Origin of the sequence: Ramlibacter sp. GCM10027632 (genome assembly GCF_042675325.1) — a bacterium.
Taxonomy (GTDB): domain Bacteria; phylum Pseudomonadota; class Gammaproteobacteria; order Burkholderiales; family Burkholderiaceae_C; genus Ramlibacter.
In genome coordinates, this window is sequence record NZ_JBHTGW010000002.1 from 506,173 (window position 1) to 528,717 (window position 22,545).

Annotated in this window: 23 protein-coding genes; 14 read left to right on the top strand and 9 right to left on the bottom strand. The window is 71.7% G+C overall.

The window, feature by feature from the left end; translation table 11 throughout:
- The first annotated feature begins 4 nt into the window (after window positions 1–4).
- The 4 genes from ACFQZY_RS05875 (at window position 5) to ACFQZY_RS05890 (ending at window position 4,259) form a co-directional block, all read left to right on the top strand.
- Complete coding sequence (locus ACFQZY_RS05875) at window positions 5–829, top strand: ABC transporter ATP-binding protein (RefSeq protein WP_377413803.1); 825 nt, start codon at window positions 5–7, stop codon at window positions 827–829.
- Between the two features lie 112 nt (window positions 830–941).
- Window positions 942–2,747 carry an AMP-dependent synthetase/ligase gene (locus ACFQZY_RS05880; RefSeq protein ID WP_377413807.1) on the top strand — a complete coding sequence of 602 codons (1,806 nt, stop codon included), beginning with the start codon at window positions 942–944 and terminating at the stop codon, window positions 2,745–2,747.
- A 46-nt stretch (window positions 2,748–2,793) separates the two neighbouring features.
- Window positions 2,794–3,456 carry a TetR/AcrR family transcriptional regulator gene (locus tag ACFQZY_RS05885; RefSeq protein ID WP_377413810.1) on the top strand — a complete coding sequence of 221 codons (663 nt, stop codon included), beginning with the start codon at window positions 2,794–2,796 and terminating at the stop codon, window positions 3,454–3,456.
- On the top strand, window positions 3,453–4,259 hold the full coding sequence (locus tag ACFQZY_RS05890; RefSeq protein ID WP_377413813.1) for an enoyl-CoA hydratase/isomerase family protein: 807 nt from the start codon (window positions 3,453–3,455) through the stop codon (window positions 4,257–4,259). The genes ACFQZY_RS05885 and ACFQZY_RS05890 overlap by 4 nt, the downstream gene beginning before the upstream one ends.
- Window positions 4,260–4,291: 32 nt before the next feature.
- Here the strand turns inward: ACFQZY_RS05890 and ACFQZY_RS05895 are convergent, their stop codons facing one another.
- From ACFQZY_RS05895 to ACFQZY_RS05910, 4 genes are read right to left on the bottom strand one after another with little or no spacing between them, the layout of a single operon-like run.
- Window positions 4,292–6,730 (bottom strand): xanthine dehydrogenase family protein molybdopterin-binding subunit, encoded by a 2,439-nt coding sequence (locus ACFQZY_RS05895; protein ID WP_377413815.1) that lies wholly within the window; start codon window positions 6,728–6,730, stop codon window positions 4,292–4,294.
- Window positions 6,727–7,233 carry a (2Fe-2S)-binding protein gene (locus ACFQZY_RS05900; protein ID WP_377413817.1) on the bottom strand — a complete coding sequence of 169 codons (507 nt, stop codon included), beginning with the start codon at window positions 7,231–7,233 and terminating at the stop codon, window positions 6,727–6,729. The genes ACFQZY_RS05895 and ACFQZY_RS05900 overlap by 4 nt, the downstream gene beginning before the upstream one ends.
- Window positions 7,234–7,252: 19 nt before the next feature.
- On the bottom strand, window positions 7,253–8,128 hold the full coding sequence (locus ACFQZY_RS05905) for an FAD binding domain-containing protein (RefSeq protein WP_377413820.1): 876 nt from the start codon (window positions 8,126–8,128) through the stop codon (window positions 7,253–7,255).
- Between the two features lie 22 nt (window positions 8,129–8,150).
- The gene (locus tag ACFQZY_RS05910; RefSeq protein ID WP_377413822.1) at window positions 8,151–8,855 is read right to left on the bottom strand and encodes a CoxG family protein; all 705 of its coding nucleotides are present in this window, start codon (window positions 8,853–8,855) and stop codon (window positions 8,151–8,153) included.
- Between the two features lie 169 nt (window positions 8,856–9,024).
- On the opposite strand from ACFQZY_RS05910, the gene ACFQZY_RS05915 reads away from it, so the two are divergent.
- The 8 genes from ACFQZY_RS05915 to ACFQZY_RS05950 all read left to right on the top strand — a co-directional run bounded on the left by ACFQZY_RS05915 (window position 9,025) and on the right by ACFQZY_RS05950 (window position 16,031).
- Window positions 9,025–9,675 carry a TetR/AcrR family transcriptional regulator gene (locus ACFQZY_RS05915; protein ID WP_377413824.1) on the top strand — a complete coding sequence of 217 codons (651 nt, stop codon included), beginning with the start codon at window positions 9,025–9,027 and terminating at the stop codon, window positions 9,673–9,675.
- Window positions 9,672–10,118 carry a VOC family protein gene (locus tag ACFQZY_RS05920; protein WP_377413827.1) on the top strand — a complete coding sequence of 149 codons (447 nt, stop codon included), beginning with the start codon at window positions 9,672–9,674 and terminating at the stop codon, window positions 10,116–10,118. Before ACFQZY_RS05915 ends, ACFQZY_RS05920 begins: the two co-directional genes overlap by 4 nt.
- 4 nt (window positions 10,119–10,122) lie before the next feature.
- The gene (locus tag ACFQZY_RS05925) at window positions 10,123–11,346 is read left to right on the top strand and encodes an FAD-dependent monooxygenase (RefSeq protein ID WP_377413829.1); all 1,224 of its coding nucleotides are present in this window, start codon (window positions 10,123–10,125) and stop codon (window positions 11,344–11,346) included.
- Window positions 11,347–11,419: 73 nt separating this feature from the next.
- Window positions 11,420–12,676, top strand: a complete 1,257-nt coding sequence (locus ACFQZY_RS05930) for an ABC transporter substrate-binding protein (protein WP_377413831.1) — start codon at window positions 11,420–11,422, stop codon at window positions 12,674–12,676.
- 17 nt (window positions 12,677–12,693) lie between these two features.
- Window positions 12,694–13,578 (top strand): branched-chain amino acid ABC transporter permease, encoded by an 885-nt coding sequence (locus ACFQZY_RS05935; protein WP_377413833.1) that lies wholly within the window; start codon window positions 12,694–12,696, stop codon window positions 13,576–13,578.
- Window positions 13,579–13,597: 19 nt separating this feature from the next.
- Window positions 13,598–14,572: a branched-chain amino acid ABC transporter permease gene (locus tag ACFQZY_RS05940; protein ID WP_377413836.1), complete on the top strand. Its 975-nt coding sequence runs from the start codon at window positions 13,598–13,600 to the stop codon at window positions 14,570–14,572.
- Window positions 14,569–15,312, top strand: coding sequence for an ABC transporter ATP-binding protein (locus ACFQZY_RS05945; RefSeq protein ID WP_377413839.1), 744 nt, complete (start codon window positions 14,569–14,571; stop codon window positions 15,310–15,312). The genes ACFQZY_RS05940 and ACFQZY_RS05945 overlap by 4 nt, the downstream gene beginning before the upstream one ends.
- Before the next feature lie 5 nt (window positions 15,313–15,317).
- Window positions 15,318–16,031, top strand: a complete 714-nt coding sequence (locus ACFQZY_RS05950) for an ABC transporter ATP-binding protein (protein ID WP_377413841.1) — start codon at window positions 15,318–15,320, stop codon at window positions 16,029–16,031.
- Between the two features lie 78 nt (window positions 16,032–16,109).
- Here the strand turns inward: ACFQZY_RS05950 and aroQ are convergent, their stop codons facing one another.
- Genes aroQ through ACFQZY_RS05970 form a run of 4 tightly spaced genes read right to left on the bottom strand, consistent with a single transcriptional unit; the run spans window position 16,110 to window position 19,587 of the window.
- The gene (aroQ, locus tag ACFQZY_RS05955) at window positions 16,110–16,556 is read right to left on the bottom strand and encodes a type II 3-dehydroquinate dehydratase (RefSeq protein ID WP_377413843.1); all 447 of its coding nucleotides are present in this window, start codon (window positions 16,554–16,556) and stop codon (window positions 16,110–16,112) included.
- A 38-nt stretch (window positions 16,557–16,594) separates the two neighbouring features.
- The gene (locus ACFQZY_RS05960; RefSeq protein WP_377413845.1) at window positions 16,595–17,287 is read right to left on the bottom strand and encodes a pseudouridine synthase; all 693 of its coding nucleotides are present in this window, start codon (window positions 17,285–17,287) and stop codon (window positions 16,595–16,597) included.
- 7 nt (window positions 17,288–17,294) lie between these two features.
- Window positions 17,295–18,167 carry an alpha/beta fold hydrolase gene (locus ACFQZY_RS05965; protein WP_377413848.1) on the bottom strand — a complete coding sequence of 291 codons (873 nt, stop codon included), beginning with the start codon at window positions 18,165–18,167 and terminating at the stop codon, window positions 17,295–17,297.
- A 31-nt stretch (window positions 18,168–18,198) separates the two neighbouring features.
- Window positions 18,199–19,587, bottom strand: coding sequence for a hypothetical protein (locus ACFQZY_RS05970; RefSeq protein WP_377413850.1), 1,389 nt, complete (start codon window positions 19,585–19,587; stop codon window positions 18,199–18,201).
- A 281-nt stretch (window positions 19,588–19,868) separates the two neighbouring features.
- On the opposite strand from ACFQZY_RS05970, the gene ACFQZY_RS05975 reads away from it, so the two are divergent.
- Window positions 19,869–21,071, top strand: coding sequence for an ammonium transporter (locus ACFQZY_RS05975; protein ID WP_377413852.1), 1,203 nt, complete (start codon window positions 19,869–19,871; stop codon window positions 21,069–21,071).
- 48 nt (window positions 21,072–21,119) lie between these two features.
- On the opposite strand, the gene ACFQZY_RS05980 is transcribed toward ACFQZY_RS05975, so the two are convergent.
- Window positions 21,120–21,626: a MarR family winged helix-turn-helix transcriptional regulator gene (locus ACFQZY_RS05980; protein ID WP_377413901.1), complete on the bottom strand. Its 507-nt coding sequence runs from the start codon at window positions 21,624–21,626 to the stop codon at window positions 21,120–21,122.
- A 132-nt stretch (window positions 21,627–21,758) separates the two neighbouring features.
- Here ACFQZY_RS05980 and badH point away from each other — a divergent pair, with 132 nt between their 5' ends.
- Window positions 21,759–22,526 (top strand): 2-hydroxycyclohexanecarboxyl-CoA dehydrogenase, encoded by a 768-nt coding sequence (badH, locus tag ACFQZY_RS05985; protein WP_377413856.1) that lies wholly within the window; start codon window positions 21,759–21,761, stop codon window positions 22,524–22,526.
- The last annotated feature ends 19 nt before the right edge of the window (window positions 22,527–22,545 follow it).

Sequence of the window (22,545 nt, forward strand, 5' to 3'; positions counted from 1 at the left end):
GCCGATGGACAGCCAGCCCCGCACCCCGCCGCCCCTGCTGGAGGTGAACAACATCGAGGTCGTCTACAACAAGGCGGTCCAGGTGCTGCGCGGGCTGTCGCTCTCGGTGCCGCAGGGGCAGATCGTCGCGCTCCTGGGGAGCAACGGCGCGGGCAAGTCGACCACGCTCAAGGCGATCTCGGGCCTGCTCGACCTCCAGAACGGCGCGGTCACCCGCGGCGAGATCCGCTTCGACGGCGCCAGCGTCACCGGGCGCGCGCCGCACGCGCTGGTGCGCGGCGGCCTGTTCCATGTGATGGAGGGGCGGCACGTGTTCGAGGACCTCACCGTCCACGAGAACCTGGTGGCCGCCACCTACGCCCTGACCGGCGTGAACCCGTCGCAGGCCGACTTCGAGCTGGTCTACGAGTACTTCCCCCGCCTCCACGAGCGGCGCAAGGGCCTGGCGGGCTACCTCTCCGGCGGCGAGCAGCAGATGCTGGCCATCGGCCGCGCGCTCATCGCCCGGCCCCGGCTGATGCTGCTGGACGAGCCCTCGCTGGGCCTGTCGCCGGTGCTGGTGGAGAACATCTTCGAGATCATCGCCCGCATCAACGCCGAGCGCGGCGTCTCCATGCTGCTGGTGGAACAGAACGCGTCCATCGCCCTCGCGGTGGCCCACTACGGCTACATCATGGAGACCGGCAAGGTGGTGATCGACAACACCGCCGAGAAGCTGGCGGCCGACCCCGACGTGCGCGAGTTCTACCTCGGCGTGGGGCAGGAGGGCGGCAGCAAGAGCTTCAAGGAGATCAAGCACTACAAGCGCCGCAAGCGCTGGCTTTCATGACCACCCCCGAAGCGGCCTGCGGCCGCCTCCCCCTCGACGGGTCGCACCCAGCGGCCCGGCAAAGCCGGTTCCGCGGCCGCACTGGCGAAGACATTTCCCTGGCAGAAGCCCCATGGACCTGACCCTTTTCCAGAAGACCCTGCCCCAGGCCCTGCGCCACCAGGCCACGCAGCAGCCCGATCGCATCGCCATCCGGCAGAAGCGCTACGGCATCTGGAACCCGATCACCTGGCGCGCCTTCCACGAGCGGGCCCGCCTGGTGGGCCTGGGCCTGGCCGCCCTGGGCCTGGAGCCCGGCCAGCATGTGGGCGTGCTTTCCGAGAACCGGCTGGAGTGGGTGATGGCCCAGCTCGGCGCCGGCCTGGTGGGCGCGGTGACGGTGGGCGTCTACCCCACCAGCCCGAGCAACGAGGTGGCCTATGTGCTGGGCCATGCCGACACCCGCATCGTGTTCTGCGAGGACCAGGAGCAGGCCGACAAGGTGCTCGACGCCATCGACCAGCTGCCGATGGTGCAGCGCATCGTCGTCCTCGAGCGCAAGGGCCTGCAGGACCTGATGGCGCGCGCGCCGGGGCTGGTCATGGGCTTCGAGGCGCTGGAGGAACTCGGCGCCGCCTCGCCGCTGGACGCGCGCATCGACGCGGTGCTCGCCACCCAGTCCCTGGAGGACACGGCGCTGATCATCTACACCTCCGGCTCCACCGGGAAGCCCAAGGGCGCGATGATCAGCTACGCCAACATCGCCGCCATGGCGCCGGGCGTGATCGAGCGCCTGGGCCTCACGCCCGCCACCTCGCACCTGTCCTACCTGCCCCTGTGCCACGTGGCCGAGCAGATGCTCACCACCTTCGTGCCGCTTTACCTGGGCTCGCGGGTGGACTTCGGCGAGTCCATCCGCACCGTGCAGGAGGACCTGCGCGAGGTCGCGCCCAGCATGTTCCTGGGCGTGCCGCGCATCTGGGAGAAGCTGCACTCGGCCATCTCCATCAAGATGCAGGAGACCGGCCGCTGGCGCCGCTGGCTCTACGAGCGCGCGATGGCGGCCTGCGAGCCCTTCGCGCACAAGGCGGCGGCGCAGCGAACGCCGCGCGAGGCGCTGGTCTTCGCCGCGGCCTACTGGCTGGTGTTCCGCGCGCTGCAGAACTTCATCGGCCTGCGCGAGGTGCGCATCGCGCTCACCGGCGCGGCGCCGATCTCGCCGCAGATCCTGCGCTACTTCCGAACCCTGGGCGTGCCCCTGGTCGAGGTCTACGGCATGACCGAGTCCAGCGGCATGGTGCTGGGCCAGCGGCCCGATGACATCGTCTTCGGCACGGTGGGCGTGCCCACGCAGGGCGTGCAGGCGCGCCTGTCGGCGCAGGGCGAGCTGCAGCTGCGGGGCGGCGTGGTGTTCAAGGGCTACTACAAGAACCCCGAGGCCACGGCCAGCGCCATCGTCGACGGCTGGCTGCACACCGGCGACGTGGTGCGTGAGGAGGGCGGCCACCTGCGCATCGTCGACCGCCTGAAGGACGTGATGATCACCGCCGGCGGCAAGAACCTCACGCCCTCGGAGATCGAGAACGCCATGAAGGCCAGCCCCTTCATCAAGGAGTGCGTGATCGTGGCCGACGGCCGCCGCTTCGTCGGCGCCCTGATCCAGATCGACTTCGACACCACCGCCAAGTGGGCGGAGCAGCGCGGGCTGGCCTTCACGCATTTCCGCTCGCTGGTGGAGGCGCCGCAGGTGCGCGAGCTGGTGCAGGCCGAGGTGGACCGTGGCAACGCCGGCCTGGCGGACGTGGCCCACATCCGCCGCTTCCACCTCCTGACCAAGGAACTCGACCACGACGACGGCGAGGTGACCGCCACGATGAAGGTGCGCCGCGCCAGCATCTACAAGACCTATGCCGCCGAGATCGAGGCCCTCTACCGCTGAGGCCGCGGCGCGGCCCCGGGCGCGCGCGGCGGGCCCGGCGCCCGCGGTGGACTCGCCCTGGGCGCCCGGCGCCGACCGCGGCCGGCTGCGCGCCAGCAAGCGCGAGGCGGTGCTGCGGGTGGCGGCGCGCATGTTCGGCGAGAGGGGCTTCCACGCCACCTCGCTGGACGATGTGGCCGAACAGCTGCACATCACCAAGCCCACGCTGTACTACTACGTGAAGAACAAGGACGAGATCCTGTTCGAGTGCGTGAACATCGGCATGCGGATGCTGCAGGACGCGGTGGCCGAGGAGCATGCCCGCGGCGGCACCGCCTTCGACAAGCTGGTGGCGGCGATGCGCCGCTACGTGGAGATCGTCACCAGCGACTTCGGCATGTGCGTCATCCGCGTGGGCGAGGACCCGCTGCCCGCCGACAGCCGCCGCGAGCTGCGCCGCTTCAAGGCGGCCCTGGACGGCGAATTCCGCGCCCTGATCCGCGCCGGCATGGCGGAGGGCTCGATCGTGCCCTGCGACCCCAAGATCGCCGCCTTCACCCTGGCCGGCGCCCTGAGCTGGATCGGGCGCTGGTACCGCCCCGACGGCCCGCTGCCGCCGTGCGAGATCGCCCGCCAGTGCATCGCGCTGCTCGCCGGCGGCCTGTGCACGCCAGGCTCGCGCCGGCGCCTGCGCCAGCTCACCGAACCCCACCCCGAAAGGACTGCATGACCCTGCCCGCCACTGCCGACACCCACGCCACGGACCTCGTCCTGCTGGCCCAGCCCGAGCCCGGCCTCGTCACCCTGACCCTGAACCGCCCCGGCGCCATGAACGCGATGGACCTGCCCATGGCCCGCGCCTTCGCCGCGGCCTGCGAGCGCCTGGCGCAGGAGCGCTGCGCGCGCGTGGTGGTGCTCTCGGGTGCCGGCCGCGGCTTCGGCGCCGGCGGCGACCTGCAGGCCCTGCACGCCGACCCGGGGCAGGTGGGCGCGCTGATCGACGCCATGCACCGCGGCATCCGCGTGCTGGCCACGCTGGACGCGCCGGTGGTGGCCAGCCTGCACGGCGTGGTGGCCGGCGGCAGCCTGAGCCTGTCCGGCGCCTGCGACCTGGCGATCGCCGCCGAGGGCACCAAGTTCAACCTGGCCTACGCCAACATCGGCGCGAGCTGCGACCTCTCGGCGTCGTGGAGCCTGCCGCGCCTGGTGGGCCTGCGCCGGGCGCTGGAGATCGCGCTGCTGTCCGAAACCTTCGACGCCCAGGAGGCCCTGCGCCTGGGCCTGGTGAACCGGGTGGTGCCGGCCGAGGCGCTGGCCGAGGAAACGCTGAAGCTCGCCCGCCGCCTGGCCGGCGGGGCGACGGTGGCCTACGGTCACCTGCGCCGGCTGATGCGCCAGTCCCTGGAGACGCCGCTGTCGCAGCAGCTCGACGCCGAGCGCGACGCCTTCGTGGCCTGCACCCGCACCGGCGATTTCGGGGCGGGGGTGGCGGCTTTCCTGAAAAAGGAACGCCCGGTGTTCACCGGGCGTTGAGGGGGCGGGCGGGGGCCGGGCCCCCGCCGGGCTCAGGCCACCTTGCCCAGCGCCCGCAGCACCTTCTCCGGCGTGATCGGCTGCGACCAGACCTCGGCACCCAGCGGGGCCAGGGCGTCGTTGATCGCGTTCATCACCGCGCCGGGCGCGCCCGCCGTGCCGGCCTCGCCGGCGCCCTTGGCGCCCAGCTGGCTGCTGCGCGTGGGCGTCTGCACGTGGGCCACCTCGATGTCGGGCATCTCGGCGCTCATGGGGACCAGGTAGTCGGCCATGCTGGCGTTGCGCATCAGGCCCTCGTCGTCGTAGAGGCACTCCTCCAGCAGCGCGCCGCCGATGCCCTGCACGATGGCGCCGCGGATCTGCTCGTCGACCAGCTTGGGGTTGATGACGCGCCCGCAGTCCTCCACCGCCCAGTGCTTCAGGAGCTTGACGAAGCCGGTGTCCGGGTCGACCTCGACATAGGAGGCCTGCACGCCGTTGGTGAAGATGAAGGGGAAGTCGCGCTGCGCGTAGTGGCGCGTGACCATCAGCTCCGGGGTGAAGTCGGGCGGCAGCGTGTCCGAGCGGTAGTAGGCGATGCGGCCCACCTCGGACAGCGGCATCAGCGTCGCGCGCGTCGCCGCGTCGACCACCTCGCCGCGGTGCACGGCGAGTTCCGCCGGGTCGCGCTTGAGGATGATGCCGGCCAGCTTCAGGATGTTGGCGCGCAGCGCCTGGCCCGCCAGCAGCACCGCCTCGCCGCCGATGCCGGCGCCGCGCGAGGCCCAGGTGCCGCCGCCGTAGGGCGTGACGTCGGTGTCGCCGGTGACCACGCGCACCCTCTCCAGGTCCACGCCCACCGCGTCGGCGGCGATCTGCCGGAAGATGCCCTCGTTGCCCTGGCCCTGCTCGCCCACGCCGCTCATGACGACCACCGCGCCCGACGGGTCCATGCGCAGCGTGGCGCCGTCCTGCGAGGCGATGCGCGCGCCGCCCACGCCGTAGAACGCGGCGCTGGGGTTGGTCAGCTCGATCAGCGCCGCGAAGCCGATGCCGCGGTGGATGCCGCGCTCGCGCAGCGCCTTCTGCTCGGCGAGCAGCGCCGGGTAGTCCATGATCTCCTCGATCCTGCGCAGGCAGGCCTCATGCGACAGCACCTCCAGCTTGATGCCGCTGGCGCCGGTGGCGGGGTAGGCGTCGTCGGGGATGACGTTGCGCTTGCGGAACTCCAGCGGGTCCATGCCGATCTTGCGGGCGGCCAGGTCCACCAGGCCCTCGGTCACCGCGCAGCCTATCGGGTGGCCCACGCCGCGGTACTGGCAGGTGGGCGTCTTGTTCTGGAACACCACGTTCAGCCTGGCGCGGTACTCCTTGTGCTTGTAGGGGCCGCCCACCAGGTTCACCACCTGGTTGCCCTCGATCGCGCTGGTGCGCGGGAACATCGAGTACGGGCCGATGCCGGTGAGGTCGTCGATCTCGAAGGCCAGGATCTCGCCGTCCTTCGTGGCGGCCAGGCGCGCGCGCACGCGGTGGTGGCGGGCGTGGATGTCGCTGGTGAAGGACTCCAGCCGGTCGGCCACGAACTTCACCGGGCGGCGGCACAGGATGGACAGGGCCACGGTGGCGAAGTCGTCCGGGTAGGCATGCACCTTGATGCCGAAGGAGCCGCCCACGTCCTTGCAGACCACGCGGATCGAGGACTCGGGGATGTCGAACTGGCGCGAGTACAGGTCCTGCATCATGTGCGGGGCCTGGAAGGAGTGGTAGACCGTGAGGCGCTGCTCGGCGGCGTTCCAGTCGGCCATCTGGGCGCGCGGCTCCAGCGTCACGCCGGTGTGGCGGCCGAACTCGAAGGTGGTCTCCACCACCGCGTCGGCGCGGGCGAAGGCGGCGTCCACGCCGCCGGTGTCCAGGCTGCGGGTGAAGCACAGGTTGTCGCCCAGCTCGGGGTGGATCACCGGGGTGGCCGGGTCCAGCGCGGTTTCCATGTCCACCACCGCGGGCAGGCGCTCGAAGTCCACCAGGATGGTCTGCAGCGCGTCCTCGGCCTGCTCGCGGGTCTCGGCGACCACCGCCACCACCGGCTCGCCCTGCCAGCAGGCGCGGTCCACTGCCAGCGGGTACTGGGGCGCGGACTTCATGCCGGCCAGGTGGGCCAGCGTGGCCACCCAGGGCTTGCAGACCTTGGCGATGTCGTGGCCGTCGGCCACCAGGATCACGCCGGGCATGCCGCGTGCGGTGCTGGCGTCGATGCGCAGGATGCGGGCATGCGCCACCGGGCTGCGCCAGAAGACCACATGGGCCATGCGGGGCAGCTCGATGTCGTCCAGGTAGGTGCCCTGGCCCTGCACCAGACGGCGCGCGCTGGGGCGCTCGGCGTTGTGGCCGATGTAGCGCGGGTCCTCGGTCACCGGGGGCAGCGGCTGCTCGCCGGTGGCCGGGCGCTCCTTCACCTCGCTGCCGGCGCGGGGGAGGGTGGTGCTCGTGTTCATGCGGCCTCCTTCGTGCCGGTGGCGGCGCGGCCGGCGCGCAGGGCGAGGGTTTCGCAGATCGCGTCGACGATGGCGTGGTAGCCGGTGCAGCGGCAGTAGTTGCCGCTGATCCACTCGCGCACCTCGGCGCGGGTGGCGTCGGGCTTGTGCTCCATCAGCTCCTTGGCGGCCATCACCATGCCGGGGGTGCAGAAGCCGCACTGCAGCGCGTTGTGCCGGATGAAGGCTTCCTGGAGGTCCTTGACGTCGCCATCCTGGCTCAGGCCCTCGATGGTGCGGACCTTGCAGCCGCCGGCCTGCACGGCCAGCGTCAGGCAGCCGCGCACGATCCGGCCGTCGACCTCGACGGTGCAGGCGCCGCAGACGCCGTGCTCGCAGCCCAGGTGGGAGCCCTTGAGGCCCAGGTCGTTGCGCAGGAAGTCGACCAGGTGCGTGCGGGGCTGCACATGGCGCTGCTGCGCCTGGCCGTTGACGGTGAGTTCGATGGCGTGGTGGTCGGCCATGGTGTCTCCTCGGGTGGGTTCAGACGGCCAGCGCGCAGCGGCTGGCGTGGGCGGCGGCGAGCAGGCGGCGGGCCAGCACGGTGGCCAGGTGGCGCTTGGTCTCGCCCTGGTGGGTCAGGTCGGGCAGCGGGTCGAGCTCGGACTTGAGCGAGGCGACGGCGATGCCGATGGTGGCGGTGTCGAGCACCTTGCCGGCCAGCAGGGCCTCGGTGCGCGGCGCGCGCAGCGGCGTCGCGCCCAGGCCGAGGAAGCCCAGTCGCACCTCGCGGGCCACGGTGCCGTCGAAGCGGGCGGCCACCGCCAGGCCGGCGACGGCGTAATCGCCGTGGCGGCGCGAGAGCTCGTCGAAGGCGAACCAGTCGGCGGTGGTGGCCACTGGCACGTCCGCCCCGGTGACGATCTCGTCGGGCGCCAGGGCGGTGGTGTACAGGTCCAGGTAGAACTCGGTGGCCGGGATGGCGCGGGCGCCGCGCGGGCCCTGCACGTGCACCGTGCCCTCCAGGGCCACCAGGCAGCAGGGCCACTCGGCGGCGGGGTCGGCGTAGGCGATCGAGCCGCCCCAGGTGCCGGCGTTGCGGATCGCGCGGTGCGCGATGTGCGGCACCGCCATGGCCAGCATCGGCGCCTGCTCGGCGACCAGGGCCGAGGCCTCGATCTCGCTGTGCGTGGTCAGCGCGCCGATATGCAGGCGGCCGCCGCGCACGGTGATGCCGCGCAGGGCCTGCAGCCCGGTGATGTCCACCAGCAGCGCCGGCTCGGACAGCCGCATGTTCAGGGTGGCCAGCAGGGTCTGGCCGCCGGCCAGGATCCGGGCGTCGTCGCCGTGTTCGGCCAGCAGGTCGAGCGCGTGCTCGAGGCTGGTGGCCTTCACGTAATCGAAGCGGGGTGATTTCATGGCGTGATCCTCGCGAGGGGTGTCAGAACAGGCGCGCGCCGAGCCACGTGCCGAAGGCGGTGGCGGCGGCGCCCAGCGCGAACCAGAGCACGCGGGAGAACTCGCCGCTGGCGGCGGGTGCGGCCACCGGCGGGCGTGCTGTGGAGGGGGCGGGGTGGGCGTGGTGGGCGGCAGCCGCGGGGGGCGCGGCCGTTGCGGCCGTCGCGGCGCTCGCAGCAGCCTGCGCCGGGGCGGCTCCCGCCGCTTCCGTCGCCGGCGAGGCCGCCGCCTCGGGATCCGGCGTGGCCGGCGGCGCCAGCCGGGCCTGCAGCGCGGCGAAGAACTGGTCCGCCAGCTGCTTGGCCGAGGCGTCCATCAGCCGGCCGCCGATCTGGCCCAGCTTGCCGGCCACCGAGGCCTTGACGGTGTAGGCCAGGCGCGTGCCCGCGGCATCCTCGTGCAGTTCCACCTGCGAGCGGCCCGAGGCCATGCCGGCGGCGCCGCCCGAACCCTCGAAGCCCATCACGCAGCGTAGCGGCGGCTCGACCTCGGAGAGCGAGACGCGGCCCGAGAAGCGGGCGCGCACCGGGCCCACCTTGACCATCACGCGGGCGCGCCGCTCGGTGGGGGACTCGTCCACCACCTCCTCGCAGCCCGGGATGCAGGCCTGGAGCACCGCCGCATCGTTCAGCGCCTGCCACACGCGTTCGCGCGGCGCGCCGATCACCACTTCGCCATTGAGTTCCATTCGAGCAAGACCGTCTCGCGGTTCCGTTTCAGGGTTATCACCGATGGGCTTATTGACCAATCGCTCAACAATGCTACGCATGGTTGACAGCTTGGTAAATAGCGAGGGGCTCGGGAGTAACCCTGAATCGGCTGCAGCGGCCGCAGGCGGCGCCCCGGCGCGCCGCCGCATGACGGTGGCCGAGCGCGAGCGCCACATCGTCGACGGGGCCATCAAGTTCTTTGCGGAGCATGGCTTCGACGCGCAGATGCGTGAACTGGCCACCGCGATCGGCGTGACCCATACGCTCGTCTACCACTACTTCCCGACCAAGCAGGCCCTGGTGGACCGCGTCTACCTGGAAGTGTTCGAAGGCCGCTGGAAGCCGGAGTGGGAGGCGCTGCTGGACGACCGCACGCTGAGCGTGGAGGAGAAGTTCATGCGCTTCTACGTCGACTACGCGCGCACCGTCCTGACCAAGGAGTTCGTGCGCATCCTGATCTTCTCCGGCCTGACCGACCGCAGCATCACCGACCGCTTCTTCGGCAAGCTGGGCGAGCGCCTGTTCCCGCGCCTGGTGCGCGAGACCCGCCGCTACCGCGGCAGCCGCAGCCGCGCCCGTACCACCGCGCGCGAGCACGAGCTGCTCATGGGGCTGCACGGCGGCATCTTCTACGGCGGCCTGCGCGCCCATGTCTACGGCCTGGCGATCCACCCGGACCAGCCCGCCCTGGACGACGAGACGCTCATCGCCGACCGCGTCCGCAGTTACCTCGCCGCCAGCGTGGCCCTCGAGCCCGCCGGCACCGTCAAGCCCCTCACGCCCCGGAGCGCCGCATGAGCCTCACGCTGAACCACTTCTCCATCCGCACGACCGACCTGGACGCCACCCGCGCCTTCTACGAGGGCGTGCTGGGCCTGACCGTCGGGCCGCGCCCCGCCTTCCCCTTCCCGGGCCTGTGGATGTACCGGGGCGACCACGCGGACCCGTCGAACGCGGTGGTCCATGTGATCGGCATCGACCTGAACGATCCCGAGGGCCTGAAGAACTACCTGGGCGACCGCGACCTCGCCTCGCTCCAGGGCAGCGGCGCGGTGGACCATGTGGCCTTCTTCGCCACCGGCCTGGCCGGCATGCTGGCCAGGCTGGCGGCGCAGGGCGTCGCCGTGCGGGAGCGCACCGTGCCGAACCTGGGCCTGCACCAGCTGTTCCTCGACGACCCGAACGGCGTGGTGATCGAACTCAATTACCCCGCGGCCGAGAAGGCCGCCCTGGGAGCCTGAGCGCATGGCGCGCGTCCTCGTCGCCGGCGGCTCGCTGGGCGGGCTGATGGCGGCCAACCTGCTGGCCCGCGCGGGCCATGCGGTGACCGTGCTGGAAAAGGCCGTCGGCTCGATGGACGGGCGCGGCGCCGGCATCGTCACGCACAGCGCGCTGGTCGAGGGCCTGCGCCGCTGCGGCATGCCGGCGGACTTCGCGCTGGGCGTGGCGATCCCCGGGCGCATCACCCTGGGCAGCGACGGCGCCGTGCTCGGCGAGATGGCGCTGCCCCAGGTGCTGACCTCGTGGAGCCTGCTGTATTCGCTGCTGCGCGACCTCGCCCGCCAGCAGCCCGCGATCGAGTACCGCCAGGGCGTGACCGTGCAGTCGGTCGAACAGGACGGGGCCGGCGTGCGCGTGGCCAGCGCCCAGGGCGCGTTCGAGGCCGACCTGCTGGTGGCCGCCGACGGCATCCGCTCCGCGGTGCGCCAGCAGCTGTGGCCGCAGGTCCAGCCGGAGTACGCGGGCTACGTGGCCTGGCGCGGCCTGTGCGACGAAGCCTCGCTGTCCCGCGCCACGCGCGAACAGGTGTTCGAGCGCTTCGGCTTCTGCCTGCCCGCCGGCGAGCAGCTGATCGGCTACCCGGTGGCACGCCCCGGCAACACCACCGAGCCGGGCCATCGGGCCTGGAACTTCGTCTGGTACCGCACCGCGCCGGCGCCGCAGCGCCTGGCCGAGCTCCTCACCGATGCCGACGGCGTGCACCACCCCCTGGGCATCCCGCCGCACAAGGTGTCCTGGCGCGAGGTGGCCCGCATGCGCGAGGACGCGCGCCAGGTGCTGGCGCCGGCCTTCGCCGAGATGATGGAGAAGTGCGGCCAGCCCTTCCTGCAGCCGATCTTCGACGTGCAGTCCGCGACGCTGGCCCGGGGCCGCGTCGCGCTGCTGGGAGACGCCGCCTTCGTCGCCCGCCCGCATGTGGGCATGGGCGTGACCAAGGCCATGCAGGACGCGCTGGCCCTGGCCGACGCGGTGCAGCGCCTGGGCGCGACGCCGCAGGCCCTGGCGGATTACGAGGGCGTGCGCCTGCCCGCCGGGCAGGCCGCGGTGCAGCGGGCCCGCCGCCTCGGCGCCTACATGCAGGCCTGCGGGCAGGGCGGGGCGGCGCAGCCGCGCGACGCCCGCCGCGTGATGGCCGAGACCGCCATCGACCTGGACCATCCGCCCGCCGAGGCGGCCGATTCACCCTAGAAGGCCGGCGCGAGACCGGCCCACGACCCACCGCATGACCCGTCATGCCATGTTCAACGACAGGAGACACACCATGAGTTCCAACCTTCGCGATTCCTCGCTGGACCTGAGCCGCCGCCGCGTGCTCAAGGTGGGTGCGGCCGGCGCCGCCCTCACGGCCTCGCCGTTCGCCATCAACATCGTCAGCGCGCAGCAGGCGCCGATCCGCATCGGCTTCCCCACGCCGCTGACCGGCGCGTTCTCCGCCGAGGCGCAGGACCAGGTGCGCGCCGCCGAGCTCGCCGTGAAGGAGTTCAACGACGCCGGCGGCTTCAACGGCCGCCGGGTCGAGCTGCTGGTGCGCGACGACAAGCTGAACCCGGGCGAGGCCGCGACCCGCACGCTGGAACTGATCGAGAAGGACAAGGTGGACTTCATCGTCGGCTCGCTATCCGCGGCGACGCAGCTGTCCATCAACGCGGTGACCCGCGAGCGCAAGGTGATCTTCAACTCGATCAGCCAGAGCGACGCGATCAACGAGGCCAAGGACTGGAGCCCCTTCACCTTCCACGAGGCGCTGAACCCGCACATGACGGCCGGCGCCGTGGCCCGCTACGCCTTCCCCAAGTACGGCAAGCGCGTGGTCTACCTGACCGCGGACTACGCCTACGGCCACGAGATGGTCCGCGGCTTCGAGCGCGCCGGCAAGGCGCTGGGCGCGACCACGCTGGCCGACATCCGCCACCCGCTGGGCGCGGCCGACTACTCGGCTTTCCTGCCCCGCATCCAGTCCCTCAAGCCCGACGTGCTGGTGCTGTGCAACTTCGGCCGCGACCTGGTGAACTCGGTCAAGCAGGCCACCGACTTCGGCCTCAAGGCCAACACGCGCATCGTCACGCCGGTGCTGCTGTTCACGTCCCGCCTGGCCGGCGGCGCCGACGCCTTCGAAGGCGTGGTGGGCGGCACCTCGTACTACTGGGGCATGGAGGACACCGTCCCCGCCGCCAAGGTGTTCAACGACAAGTTCCGCCGCGCCTACAACGGCGCCGTGCCCTCCGACTACGGCGCCCTGGGCTACGCCGGCGTGCGCAGCGTTCTGCAGGCCGTGGTCGACGCCAAGACCACCGACAACGCCAAGGTCGCCGAGGCCCTGGGCCGCATGAAGTACAACTGGTACAAGGGCGACCAGTTCTATCGCAAGTGCGACCACCAGTCGGTGCAGTCGGTGATCATCGTCGAGTCCAAGTCGCGCGGCATGAAGGACAAGAACGACGTCTTCAGCGTCGCCGCGATCGAGGCCCCGAACGAGGCCAACCTGCGCTCCTGCGCTGAACTGGGCCACAAGGCCTGACCGGGGAGGAACGCTTCGTGAGCGAAATCACCCCGCAGCTGCTGGCCTTGCAGCTGGTGTCCGGCATCGGGCTGGGCGCGATCTACGCGCTGCTGGCGATCGGCCTGTCGCTGATCTTCGGCATGCTGACGGTCGTGAACTTCGCGCACGGCGCGTTCTTCATGGTGGGCGCCTTCCTGGGCGTCTACTTCCAATCGCTCACCGGGAGCTTCTTCCTGAGCCTGGTCGTCACGCCCCTCGTGGTGGGCGTGATCGGCCTGCTCTCGGAGCGCTTCCTGGTGCGCCCGCTGTACGGGCGCGGCATCGACTACCCGCTGCTGCTCACGTTCGGCCTGAGCTACGTGCTGATCGAGGCCATGCGCGTCATGTTCGGCATCGAGGGCGTGCCCTCGTCCACGCCGTCCGCGCTGCGCGGCGCGGTCAACCTGGGCTTCGGCCATTTCCCGCTGTACCGCCTGGCCCTGATCGGCGCGACCGCGGCGGTGGTGGTGGCGCTGTGGCTGTTCATCGAGAAGACCCGCTACGGCCTGATCATCCGCGCCGGCTCGCGCGACCCGGAGATCGTGCGGGTGCTGGGCATCGACGTCTCCAAGGTGTGGCTGATGGTCTTCGGCATCGGCACCGCCATCGCCGGCCTGTCCGGCGTGCTGGCCGCCCCGACCCGCGCGGTCAACCCCGAGATGGGCATCTCGGTGCTGGCCGAGTCCTTCGTGGTGACGGTGGTCGGAGGCATGGGCTCGCTGCCTGGCGCGGTCGTCGCCGGCCTGCTGGTGGGGGTCGTGTTCAGCCTGACCTCCCTGCTGGCGCCGCCGCTGGCCGAGCTGTCGATCTTCGTGCTGATGGCCCTCGTGCTGCTGGTGCGGCCCCAGGGGCTGTTCGGCAAGGCCGGCTTCATGTCGTGAGCGGAAAGGGCTCCACCGGATGTCTTCCCTCTATTTCCTGATCAAGCGCCACCGCGTGGCGGCGACGCTGGTCTTCCTGCTCGTGTTCCCGCTGCTGATGCCCTACGAGGCGCTGGCGGTGAACATTCTGATCTTCGGCCTGTTCGCCATGGGCTTCAACCTGCTGTTCGGGTACACCGGCCTGCTGTCGTTCGGCCATGCCGCCTTCCTCGGCGTGGGCAGCTACCTCACCGGCATGGGCATCGTGCACGCCAAGATGCCGTGGGGCCTGGCGATCCTGGTGGGCGTCGTCGCCGCCACGGTGGTGGGCGCGGCGGTGGGCTGGCTCGCCATCCGCACCCGCGGCATCTACTTCGCCATGGTGACCCTGGCGCTGGGCCAGATCCTGTACTACGCCTTCTACAAGGCCGAGGCCTGGACCGGCGGCGAGAACGGCCTGCGCGGGGTGACCGTGCCGGTGCTCGACGTCGGCGGCTTCAAGCTGGACTTCACCCAGCCCACGACCAAGTACTACGTGATCTTCGTCTTCGTCGCGGCGGCGGTGTGGCTGGTCTCGCGCATCCTGGCCTCGCCGTTCGGCGCGGTGATGGAGGCGATCCGCGAGAACGAGAAGCGCGCCGCGGCCTGCGGCTACGACGTGCAGCGCTCCAAGCTGCTGGTGTTCACGCTCTCCGCGGGCCTGTGCGGCCTGGCCGGCTCGCTGCGCGCGCTGCACCTGTCGGTGGTGCCGGTGGATTCGCTGCATTACCTGCAGTCCGGCCACGCGGTGATGATGTCCCTGCTGGGGGGCATGGGCACCTTCTTCGGGCCCTTCGTCGGCGCGGCCGTCTTCCTGTACCTGGAGGACGTGATCACCACCCTCACGCGCCACTGGATGGCGGTGCTGGGGGTCATCTTCATGCTGTTCGTGCTGTTCTTCCCGCGCGGGATCTGGGGCACGACCATCCACTCGATCGAGCGGCGCCTGGGTGCCCGCGGCGCGGAGCGTCCATGAGCGACATCATTCTCGAGGCCCGCAACGTCAGCAGGCACTTCGGCCGCTTCAAGGCCCTGAACGACATCTCGGTCAAGTTCAAGGCCGGCGAGCTGTGCGCCATCATCGGCCCCAACGGCGCCGGCAAGAGCACCTTCTTCAACCTCCTGAGCGGCTCGCTGCCGCCGACCACGGGGCAGGTGCTGTTCCGCGGTGACGATGTCTCGAACCTGGCGCAGCACGAGTACGCGCGTCGCGGCATCGCCAAGAGCTTCCAGATCACGAACGTGTTCAAGCAGCTCACCGCGCACGAGAACGTGCGGGTGGCGGCGCAGATGCGCGCCTCGCGCTTCGACTTCCTCACGCCGCGCTCGAAGCTGAAGGACGCCGCCGCCCGGGCCGACGCGCTGCTCGAACGCGTGGGCCTGGCCGACCTGCGCCACCGCGTCGCCGCCGACATGGCCCACGGCCAGCAGCGCGCGCTGGAGGTGGCGATGGCGCTGGCGGCCGAGCCGCAGCTGCTGCTGATGGACGAACCCACCGCCGGCATGTCGCCGGAGGAGACGGTGGTGATGATGGACCTGATCACGAAGCTCGCCGCCGAGCGCACCGTGATCCTCGTGGAGCACAAGATGAAGCTCGTGATGGGCATCTGCAAGCGCCTGATCGTGCTGCACCACGGCGAGTTCCTCGCCGAGGGCGCGCCCGAGGACATCCGCGCGAACGACGAAGTGCGTCGCGTCTACCTGGGGCAGGGGTGATGGCGATGCCGAAGTTGCTCGAAGTCCGCGGCCTCAACGCCTGGTACGACCGCAGCCACGTGGTGCAGGATGTCTCGTTCGAGGTCCGCGCCGGGGAGATCGTCACGCTCATGGGCCGCAACGGCGCCGGCAAGACGACGACGCTGCGCACGCTGATGGGGCTGCTGGCCCGCAGCAAGGGCGAGATCCTGTTCGACGGCCAGCCGCTGCACGGCCAGCCGGCGCATGTCCGCTACCACCGCGGCCTGGCCTATGTGCCCGAGGACCGGCGCATCGTGCCGGGCCTGACGGTGCGCGAGAACCTGCAGCTGGGGCTGATCGCCAGCTCGCGCAGCTCGCAGATGGAGGCGATGGTCGACGAGATCGCCACCATCTTCCCGCGGCTGAAGGAGCGCCTGACGCAGGAGGCCACCTCGATGTCCGGCGGCGAGCAGCAGATGCTGGCGATCGCCCGGGCGATGATGGCCAAGCCCAAGATGATCCTGCTGGACGAGCCGTCCGAGGGCATCATGCCGCTGCTGGTGCACGAGATGTTCGAGCTGTTCGCGCGCATGAAGCGCGAGGGCACGACCATCCTGCTGGTGGAGCAGAACGTGGAGCGCGCCCTGTCCATCTCGGACCGTGCCTACGTGCTGGACCAGGGCCAGATCGTGCACGAGGGCACGGCGGCCGACCTCCTGGCGGACACCGAGATCCAGAACCGGTATTGCGCGGTCTGAGCCCGGCGGGGCAGGCGGGGTGGGCCTGCCTCGAAGTGCCGTGACACGAGCCGGGGGCTCGCGCGCGCAAACCCGGCGTCAGCCCTTGGCCGCGCGCACCGCCAGCACCGCCGCGCGCAGCGCCAGCTCGTAGCTGTCGGCGCCGAAGCCGGCGATCTGGCCGCGGGCGATGGGGGCGATCACCGAGTGGTGGCGGAACTCCTCGCGCGCGTGGATGTTGGACATGTGCACCTCGATGATCGGGCAGGCCAGGATGGCCAGCGCGTCGCGGATGCCGTAGCTGTAATGCGTCCAGGCGCCGGCGTTGATCAGCACCGCGTCGACCTGCTCGGCGTGGGCCTGGTGGATGCGCTCGACCATCGCGCCCTCGAAGTTGCTCTGGAAGCATTCCACTTCGACGCCCAGCTCCTTGGCCAGGGCCGCCAGGCGCGCGTCGATCTCGGCCAGCGTGATCGTGCCGTAGTGCTTCGGGTCACGCTTGCCGAACATGTTCAGGTTGATGCCGTTGAGGCTCAGTATCTTCATGGGGGGTCCTTGCAGGTGTCGGTGGGAATGCGGCCGGATTATCCCCGCGGGTCCAGCAGCGGCGCCCACTCGGGCCCGCAGGGCGCCTCGATCGCCAGCATTCCGCCGGCCCCGGGCAGGGCCAGGTGGTGGGCATGCAGCCACAGGCGCGCCGTCCCCAGCCACTGCGCCACCGCGCGGTTGTGGGCGCCCTTGCCGTGGGTGCTGTCGCCCACCAGGGGGTGGGCGATGTGCTTGAAGTGGCGGCGGATCTGGTGCTGCCGACCGGTCAGGGGCTGCGCCTCCACCAGCGCATAGCGGCTGGTGGGGTGGCGGGGGTCGACGCTGAAGGGCCAGTCGAAGCACGCCAGCCGCCGGTACTGGGTCACCGCCTCCAGGTGCGGCTGCCCCGCCGAGGGCTTCTCGTGGTCGCGGGCCAGCGGGTGGTCGATGGTGCCGGCCTCGGGCGGCCAGCCGCGCACCAGGGCGAAGTAGCGCTTCACCACCCGGCCCTCCTGGAAGGCCAGCCCCAGCTCGCGCGCCGCCTCGGCGCTGCGGGCGAAAAGCAGCACGCCGCTGGTGGCCTTGTCCAGGCGGTGCGCCGGCCACAGGCGCTCGCCGAGCTGCGCCTGCAGCAGGTCCAGCGCGTTGCGGTCCTCCTGGGCGTCCAGGCTGGTGCGGTGCACCAGCAGGCCGGCGGGCTTGTCGATGGCGACCTGGTGCGCGTCGAGGTGCAGGATGCGCAGGATCACGGCGCCGTCACCGCAGGCCCGCCGGGTCGGCGAGGGCCCGGGCCAGGGCCTGGTCGAACGCGGCCGGCGCCTCGAACTGCACCCAGTGCCCGGCGCCCTCGAGGAAGCACTGCGAGGCCAGGGTGGGCACGGCGGCGAAGGTGGCCTCCAGCTCGGGGAGGCGGGCGCGGAACAGGGCGTCCTCGCGGCCGTAGATCATGTGGACCGGGCAGCGCACCCGCTGCAGCACGCCGGCCAGCGCGCCGCTCTGGGCCAGGCGGCGCTTGCGCAGGCGGTCGCGCGCCAGGTTGGCGCCGTGGATGCCCTCGGCCAGCGGGGTGATGGCCTCGGGCGCGTGCAGCATCAGCGCCCCGAGGTTGTGGCGGTGGATGCGGGCGCGCTCGGCGTCGTCCTGCAGGTGCCGCCATTCGAGCAGGCGCACCGGGCTGGGGCCGGGCGGCAGCAGGGGCGTGCCCACCACCACCAGCCGGCGCAGGCCGGGCGGCGCGGTCTCGGCCACCAGGCCGGCGACCAGGCCGCCCATGGAGAAGGCCACCAGGTCGAAGGCGCGACCCTGCAGCAGCTGCCGGATGCCGGCGGCCACCGGCGGCGCGAGCGCGTCGGAGTCGCCGCCGGTGGCGGGCAGGTCGGAGTCGCCGAAACCGGGCAGGTCCGGGATCCAGGCCTCGCGGCCGGCCGCCGCCAGGGCCTCGATGTTGCGCACCCAGTGCGCCCAGCTGCCGCTGCCGCCGTGCAGCAGCACCACCGGCTCGCCGCCGGCCGGGCCCCAGGCATGCCACACCGTGCGGCGGCCCTCGAACAGGGTCTCATGGGCGCGGGCGCCGGCGAGGACGGCAAGGGCTTCGGGCGGCAGGTCGGCGGACAGGGGGCGGGCGTGCATGCCCGCAGTGTGGCATGGGCGTCGTGAGCGCTCAGGTCGCCGGCGGGACCCGGCGCTGCGTCAGCACGCGCACCGCGCCGGCCTCCTGCGCCACCCAGGCCAGGGCGAGGCCGCCGCCCGCCAGGCGCGTGCCCAGCGTGTCGGGCGGCGCGGTCACGGTGAAGGGCTCGTCCACCGGCTCGCCGGCGGGGTTGTAGCGCTGCCCGAGCAGCAGCCCGGGCTCGGCGGCCCACAGGGTCACGTAGTCGCCGCCGCGCAGGGCTACCGCGAGGTCGGGGATGGCCAGCAGCGGCCGCGGCGCCTGCCCCAGGCCCAGGGCGTCGAAGCGCTGGCTGTACGGGTCCACCACGTTCTGCGCCGCTTCGCCCCGCGTGCCGGCGAACAGCACGCCGCCCCGGCGCACCAGGTCCAGCACGAAGGAGCCCACGGGCAGGGTGCCGCGCAGCGGCAGGCCCAGCGGGCGCGGCACCTCGATCTGCGTGAGGTCGGCGTACAGGCGGCCGTCGTCGTCGCGGCGGTGCGCGCTGGCGATCCAGCCGCCCTCGTCCAGCGGCGTGAGCCGCAGGGCGCGCGGCAGGTCCGCCTGCGGCACCTCGCCGCGGGGCAGGTGCTGGATCCATCCCAGGGGCTCGGCGTCGGCCGCCAGGCGCAGGATGCGCCAGGCCGGCTGCCGGCCGAAGTAGCTGCCCGGGGCGAAGCGCCACCCTAGGAGGACCGCGCCGTCCGGCCCGGCCGCCGCCACCAGCGGGCCGGCGAGCTGGTCGGACCGCGGGTAGAAGCGGGTGGTGCGCAGCTGGTCGACCAGGCGCGGGCTGGCGAGCAGGCTGCCGTCCAGCCGGAAGGCGAGGCTGTAGATGGCGTAGGTCGCCGTGGCCGGGTCGGGTGGCTGGACCGGGTCCAGCGCCAGGAAGCCCGCCACCACCCGGCCCTCGGGCAGCACCGCGGCGGCGATGTCCAGGGCGCTGGCCACGGGGAAGTCCAGGGCCAGGCGGACGGGGCCGGCCAGGCGGCGGCCCTCGGCGTCCAGGGCCTGCAGCCAGAGGGTCCAGGGGGGCGGCGGGTCGGCGTCCGGTGGGGTGTCCGGGTGGGGGCAGTCGCGGGCGGCCCACACCACCGCATGGCCGCCGCCGGCCAGCCCGCCGACGGCGCGCACCACGCGCTCGCCGCAGGCGGCTGCGTCCAGCACCTCCAGCGGGCCGGGCTCCAGGGCGCCCGGCGTGGCCGCGGCGGTGGCCAGGTCCTTCGCGGGGCTGGCCGGGGAGGGCGCTGTGGCCGGCGGCGCATTGCCGCCGCCACCGCCGCAGGCGGCGAGCAGCGCGCCCACGGGCACCAGGGCGAGCGGGGCGAGCAGGGCGCGGCGGGTCGGCAGGGGACGCGGGGTCGTCGGGGGCTTCGGTGGCGTCGGCGGGCGGGGGTGCATGGCGGCTCCTGGGGTTGGACCGTCGCAGCCTGGACCGGGGGGCGGCACCGTCGTGTCGGCGCCCGCGCCGAGCTGGCGCAGGCGCGGCCGAAGCAGAGGTCGCACCATCGCGGCGCGCCGCGAGGGCCTCGATGCACCAACTCGGCCGCCCGGTGCGGCGCCATTGCCTCAATTCGGTGCGGAATGCGCGGCGCCTCGCGCACCAAATCGGGCATCAATCTTGCTGATGTGGTGCGCCGCGCACCAGTGAGGGGGCGCTTTTCTGTTTTCTGGAGGAGACAATGGATCAGGTCAAGCAGGGCACGGACGCCCTGTTCATTCTGCTGGGCGCCATCATGGTGCTCGCCATGCACGCCGGCTTCGCGTTCCTGGAGCTGGGCACCGTGCGCAAGAAGAACCAGGTGAACGCGCTGGTGAAGATCCTGGTGGACTTCGCGGTGTCGACCGTCGCCTACTTCTTCGTCGGCTACACCGTGGCCTACGGCACCAGCTTCTTCACCGGCGCCGAAGCGCTGTCCGCCAAGAACGGCTACGAGCTGGTGAAGTTCTTTTTCCTGCTCACGTTCGCCGCGGCGATTCCCGCCATCGTCTCCGGCGGCATCGCCGAGCGCGCCCGCTTCTACCCGCAGCTGATCGCCACCGCCGTGCTGGTGGGTCTGGCGTACCCGCTGTTCGAGGGGGCGGTGTGGGCCAACAAGTTCGGCTTCCAGGACTGGGTGAAGTCCGTCACCGGCTTCGAGTTCCATGACTTCGCCGGCAGCGTGGTGGTGCACGCGGTGGGCGGCTGGATCGGCCTGGCCGCCGTGCTGTGGCTCGGCCCGCGCAGCAACCGTTACCGCAAGGACGGCGCGATGAGCGCGCACCCGCCCTCCAGCATCCCCTTCCTGGCGCTGGGCGCCTGGATCCTGGCGGTGGGCTGGTTCGGCTTCAACGTCATGAGCGCGCAGACCATCGACAAGATCTCCGGCCTGGTGGCGGTCAACTCGCTGATGGCGATGGTGGGCGGCACCCTGGTGGCCGTCCTCATGGGCCGCAACGACCCCGGCTTCGCCTACAACGGCCCGCTGGCCGGCCTGGTGGCCGTGTGCGCCGGCTCCGACCTGATGCACCCCGCCGGCGCGCTGGTGGTGGGCGGCGTGGCCGGCGCCATCTTCGTGTGGATGTTCACCCTCACGCAGAACAAGTGGAAGATCGACGACGTGCTGGGCGTGTGGCCCCTGCATGGCCTGTGCGGCGCCTGGGGCGGCATCGCCTGCGGCATCTTCGGCCAGAAGGCGCTGGGCGGCATCGGCGGCGTGGGCCTGGGCGCGCAGGCGCTGGGCACGCTGGTGGCCGTGGCCTGGGCCCTGGCCGCGGGCCTGGCGGTCTACGGCGTGCTGCGCGCCACCATGGGACTGCGGCTGTCGCAGGAGGAGGAGTACGAGGGCGCCGACCTCACCATCCACCGCATCGGCGCGACGCCGGACCGCGAAGTCAGCTGGTGAGCGGCGGTTGCTGCCAATGAAAACGGGGCCCTCGGGCCCCGTTTTTTTTTACTCGTCGACCGATTCTCCTGGGGCCTCCTGGTCGATGCGCTCCATGTTCTCCAGCAGCTTCATCAGGTAGTGCAGGGCGTGGGTGATGTCGCCCAGCGAAAAGCCCTCGAGCGCGTCGGCGTAGTAATCGTGGATCTTGGGCTGCGCGTCCTGCAGCCAGACCTTGCGGCCGGCCTTCGTCATCACCACCAGGCGGGAGCGGCGGTCGCGGCCGTCCTGCTTCATCTCGATGCGGCCGTCGCGCTCCATGCGGTTCAACACCCCCGCCAGGTTCTGCCGGCTCACCATCAGGTAACGGGCCAGCTCGCCGATGCCCATGCCGCCATCGGCCTCGGTCCGCGACAGCGCGCCCAGCACCGCCCACTGCTGCGTGGTGAGGCCTTCCGCGGCCACCGCGCGGCTGCCGGTTTTATGCAATAGGTTGGTACATTGATAGAGCCGGAAGAACAGCCGATTGGCCAGCTCGAATCGCGCAGCCTTCTCCGTGTCATTAGGGGAAACCATCATGCTTGTCCGGGTTTCGGGCTTGCGCCCGGAAAAATCTGCCGCCTAGAATACGACAACACATTGTCATAACTCGGTGGTCCTCCAAGGGTTGTGGCGAGCATACCAACCTTCTGGGAAATGGAGCGTTCCATGAGCAAATTGATCGGCAAGACCGTGATCGTCACGGGCGGCGGCGGCGGCATCGGCGGGGCGACCTGCGTCCGGTTCGCGGCCGAGGGCGCCAAGGTGGCGGTGTTCGACATGAACCTGGATGCGGCCCGCAAGGTCGTCGACCGCATCGCCACCACCGGCGGCCAGGCGGCTGCCTTCAAGTGCGACATCACGAACCGCGCCGAGGTCGAGGCGGCGGTGGCGGGCGCCGAGGCGCAGCTGGGCCCGATCGACGTGCTGGTGAACAACGCCGGCTGGGACGTCTTCAAGCCCTTCACCAAGACCGTGCCCGCCGAGTGGGACAAGCTGATCGCCATCAACCTCACCGGCGCGCTGCACATGCACCACGCCGTGCTGCCGGGGATGGCCGAGCGCAAGTCCGGCCGCATCGTCAACGTGGCCTCGGACGCCGCCCGCGTGGGCTCCTCCGGCGAGGCCGTCTACGCTGCCTGCAAGGGCGGGCTGGTGGCCCTGTCCAAGACCCTGGCGCGCGAGCATGCCCGCCACGGCATCACCGTCAACGTGGTCTGCCCCGGCCCCACCGACACCGCGCTGCTCGCCGGCGTGGTCGAGGGCGCGGGCAACCCCGAGAAGCTGATCGAGGCCTTCACCAAGGCCATCCCGCTGGGCCGCCTGGGCAAGCCCGAGGACCTGGCCGGCGCCATCGCCTTCCTGGGCAGCGACGACGCGTCCTTCATCACCGGCCAGGTGCTGAGCGTGTCCGGCGGCCTGACCATGGCGGGCTGAGCCCGCCGCAACCCGAACC

Bases quoted from the DNA above. Each gene is read 5' to 3' on its own strand.
- badH (WP_377413856.1), top strand. From the start codon at position 21,759: ATGAGCAAATTGATCGGCAAGACCGTGATCGTCACGGGCGGCGGCGGC.
- ACFQZY_RS05900 (WP_377413817.1), bottom strand. From the start codon at position 7,233: ATGGCCGACCACCACGCCATCGAACTCACCGTCAACGGCCAGGCGCAG.
- aroQ (WP_377413843.1), bottom strand. From the start codon at position 16,556: ATGAAGATACTGAGCCTCAACGGCATCAACCTGAACATGTTCGGCAAG.
- ACFQZY_RS05875 (WP_377413803.1), top strand. From the start codon at position 5: ATGGACAGCCAGCCCCGCACCCCGCCGCCCCTGCTGGAGGTGAACAAC.
- ACFQZY_RS05880 (WP_377413807.1), top strand. From the start codon at position 942: ATGGACCTGACCCTTTTCCAGAAGACCCTGCCCCAGGCCCTGCGCCAC.
- ACFQZY_RS05970 (WP_377413850.1), bottom strand. From the start codon at position 19,587: ATGCACCCCCGCCCGCCGACGCCACCGAAGCCCCCGACGACCCCGCGT.
- ACFQZY_RS05980 (WP_377413901.1), bottom strand. From the start codon at position 21,626: ATGGTTTCCCCTAATGACACGGAGAAGGCTGCGCGATTCGAGCTGGCC.
- ACFQZY_RS05890 (WP_377413813.1), top strand. From the start codon at position 3,453: ATGACCCTGCCCGCCACTGCCGACACCCACGCCACGGACCTCGTCCTG.
- ACFQZY_RS05945 (WP_377413839.1), top strand. From the start codon at position 14,569: ATGAGCGACATCATTCTCGAGGCCCGCAACGTCAGCAGGCACTTCGGC.
- ACFQZY_RS05905 (WP_377413820.1), bottom strand. From the start codon at position 8,128: ATGAAATCACCCCGCTTCGATTACGTGAAGGCCACCAGCCTCGAGCAC.
- ACFQZY_RS05940 (WP_377413836.1), top strand. From the start codon at position 13,598: ATGTCTTCCCTCTATTTCCTGATCAAGCGCCACCGCGTGGCGGCGACG.
- ACFQZY_RS05930 (WP_377413831.1), top strand. From the start codon at position 11,420: ATGAGTTCCAACCTTCGCGATTCCTCGCTGGACCTGAGCCGCCGCCGC.
- ACFQZY_RS05925 (WP_377413829.1), top strand. From the start codon at position 10,123: ATGGCGCGCGTCCTCGTCGCCGGCGGCTCGCTGGGCGGGCTGATGGCG.
- ACFQZY_RS05910 (WP_377413822.1), bottom strand. From the start codon at position 8,855: ATGGAACTCAATGGCGAAGTGGTGATCGGCGCGCCGCGCGAACGCGTG.
- ACFQZY_RS05920 (WP_377413827.1), top strand. From the start codon at position 9,672: ATGAGCCTCACGCTGAACCACTTCTCCATCCGCACGACCGACCTGGAC.
- ACFQZY_RS05975 (WP_377413852.1), top strand. From the start codon at position 19,869: ATGGATCAGGTCAAGCAGGGCACGGACGCCCTGTTCATTCTGCTGGGC.
- ACFQZY_RS05965 (WP_377413848.1), bottom strand. From the start codon at position 18,167: ATGCACGCCCGCCCCCTGTCCGCCGACCTGCCGCCCGAAGCCCTTGCC.
- ACFQZY_RS05950 (WP_377413841.1), top strand. From the start codon at position 15,318: ATGCCGAAGTTGCTCGAAGTCCGCGGCCTCAACGCCTGGTACGACCGC.
- ACFQZY_RS05895 (WP_377413815.1), bottom strand. From the start codon at position 6,730: ATGAACACGAGCACCACCCTCCCCCGCGCCGGCAGCGAGGTGAAGGAG.
- ACFQZY_RS05915 (WP_377413824.1), top strand. From the start codon at position 9,025: ATGACGGTGGCCGAGCGCGAGCGCCACATCGTCGACGGGGCCATCAAG.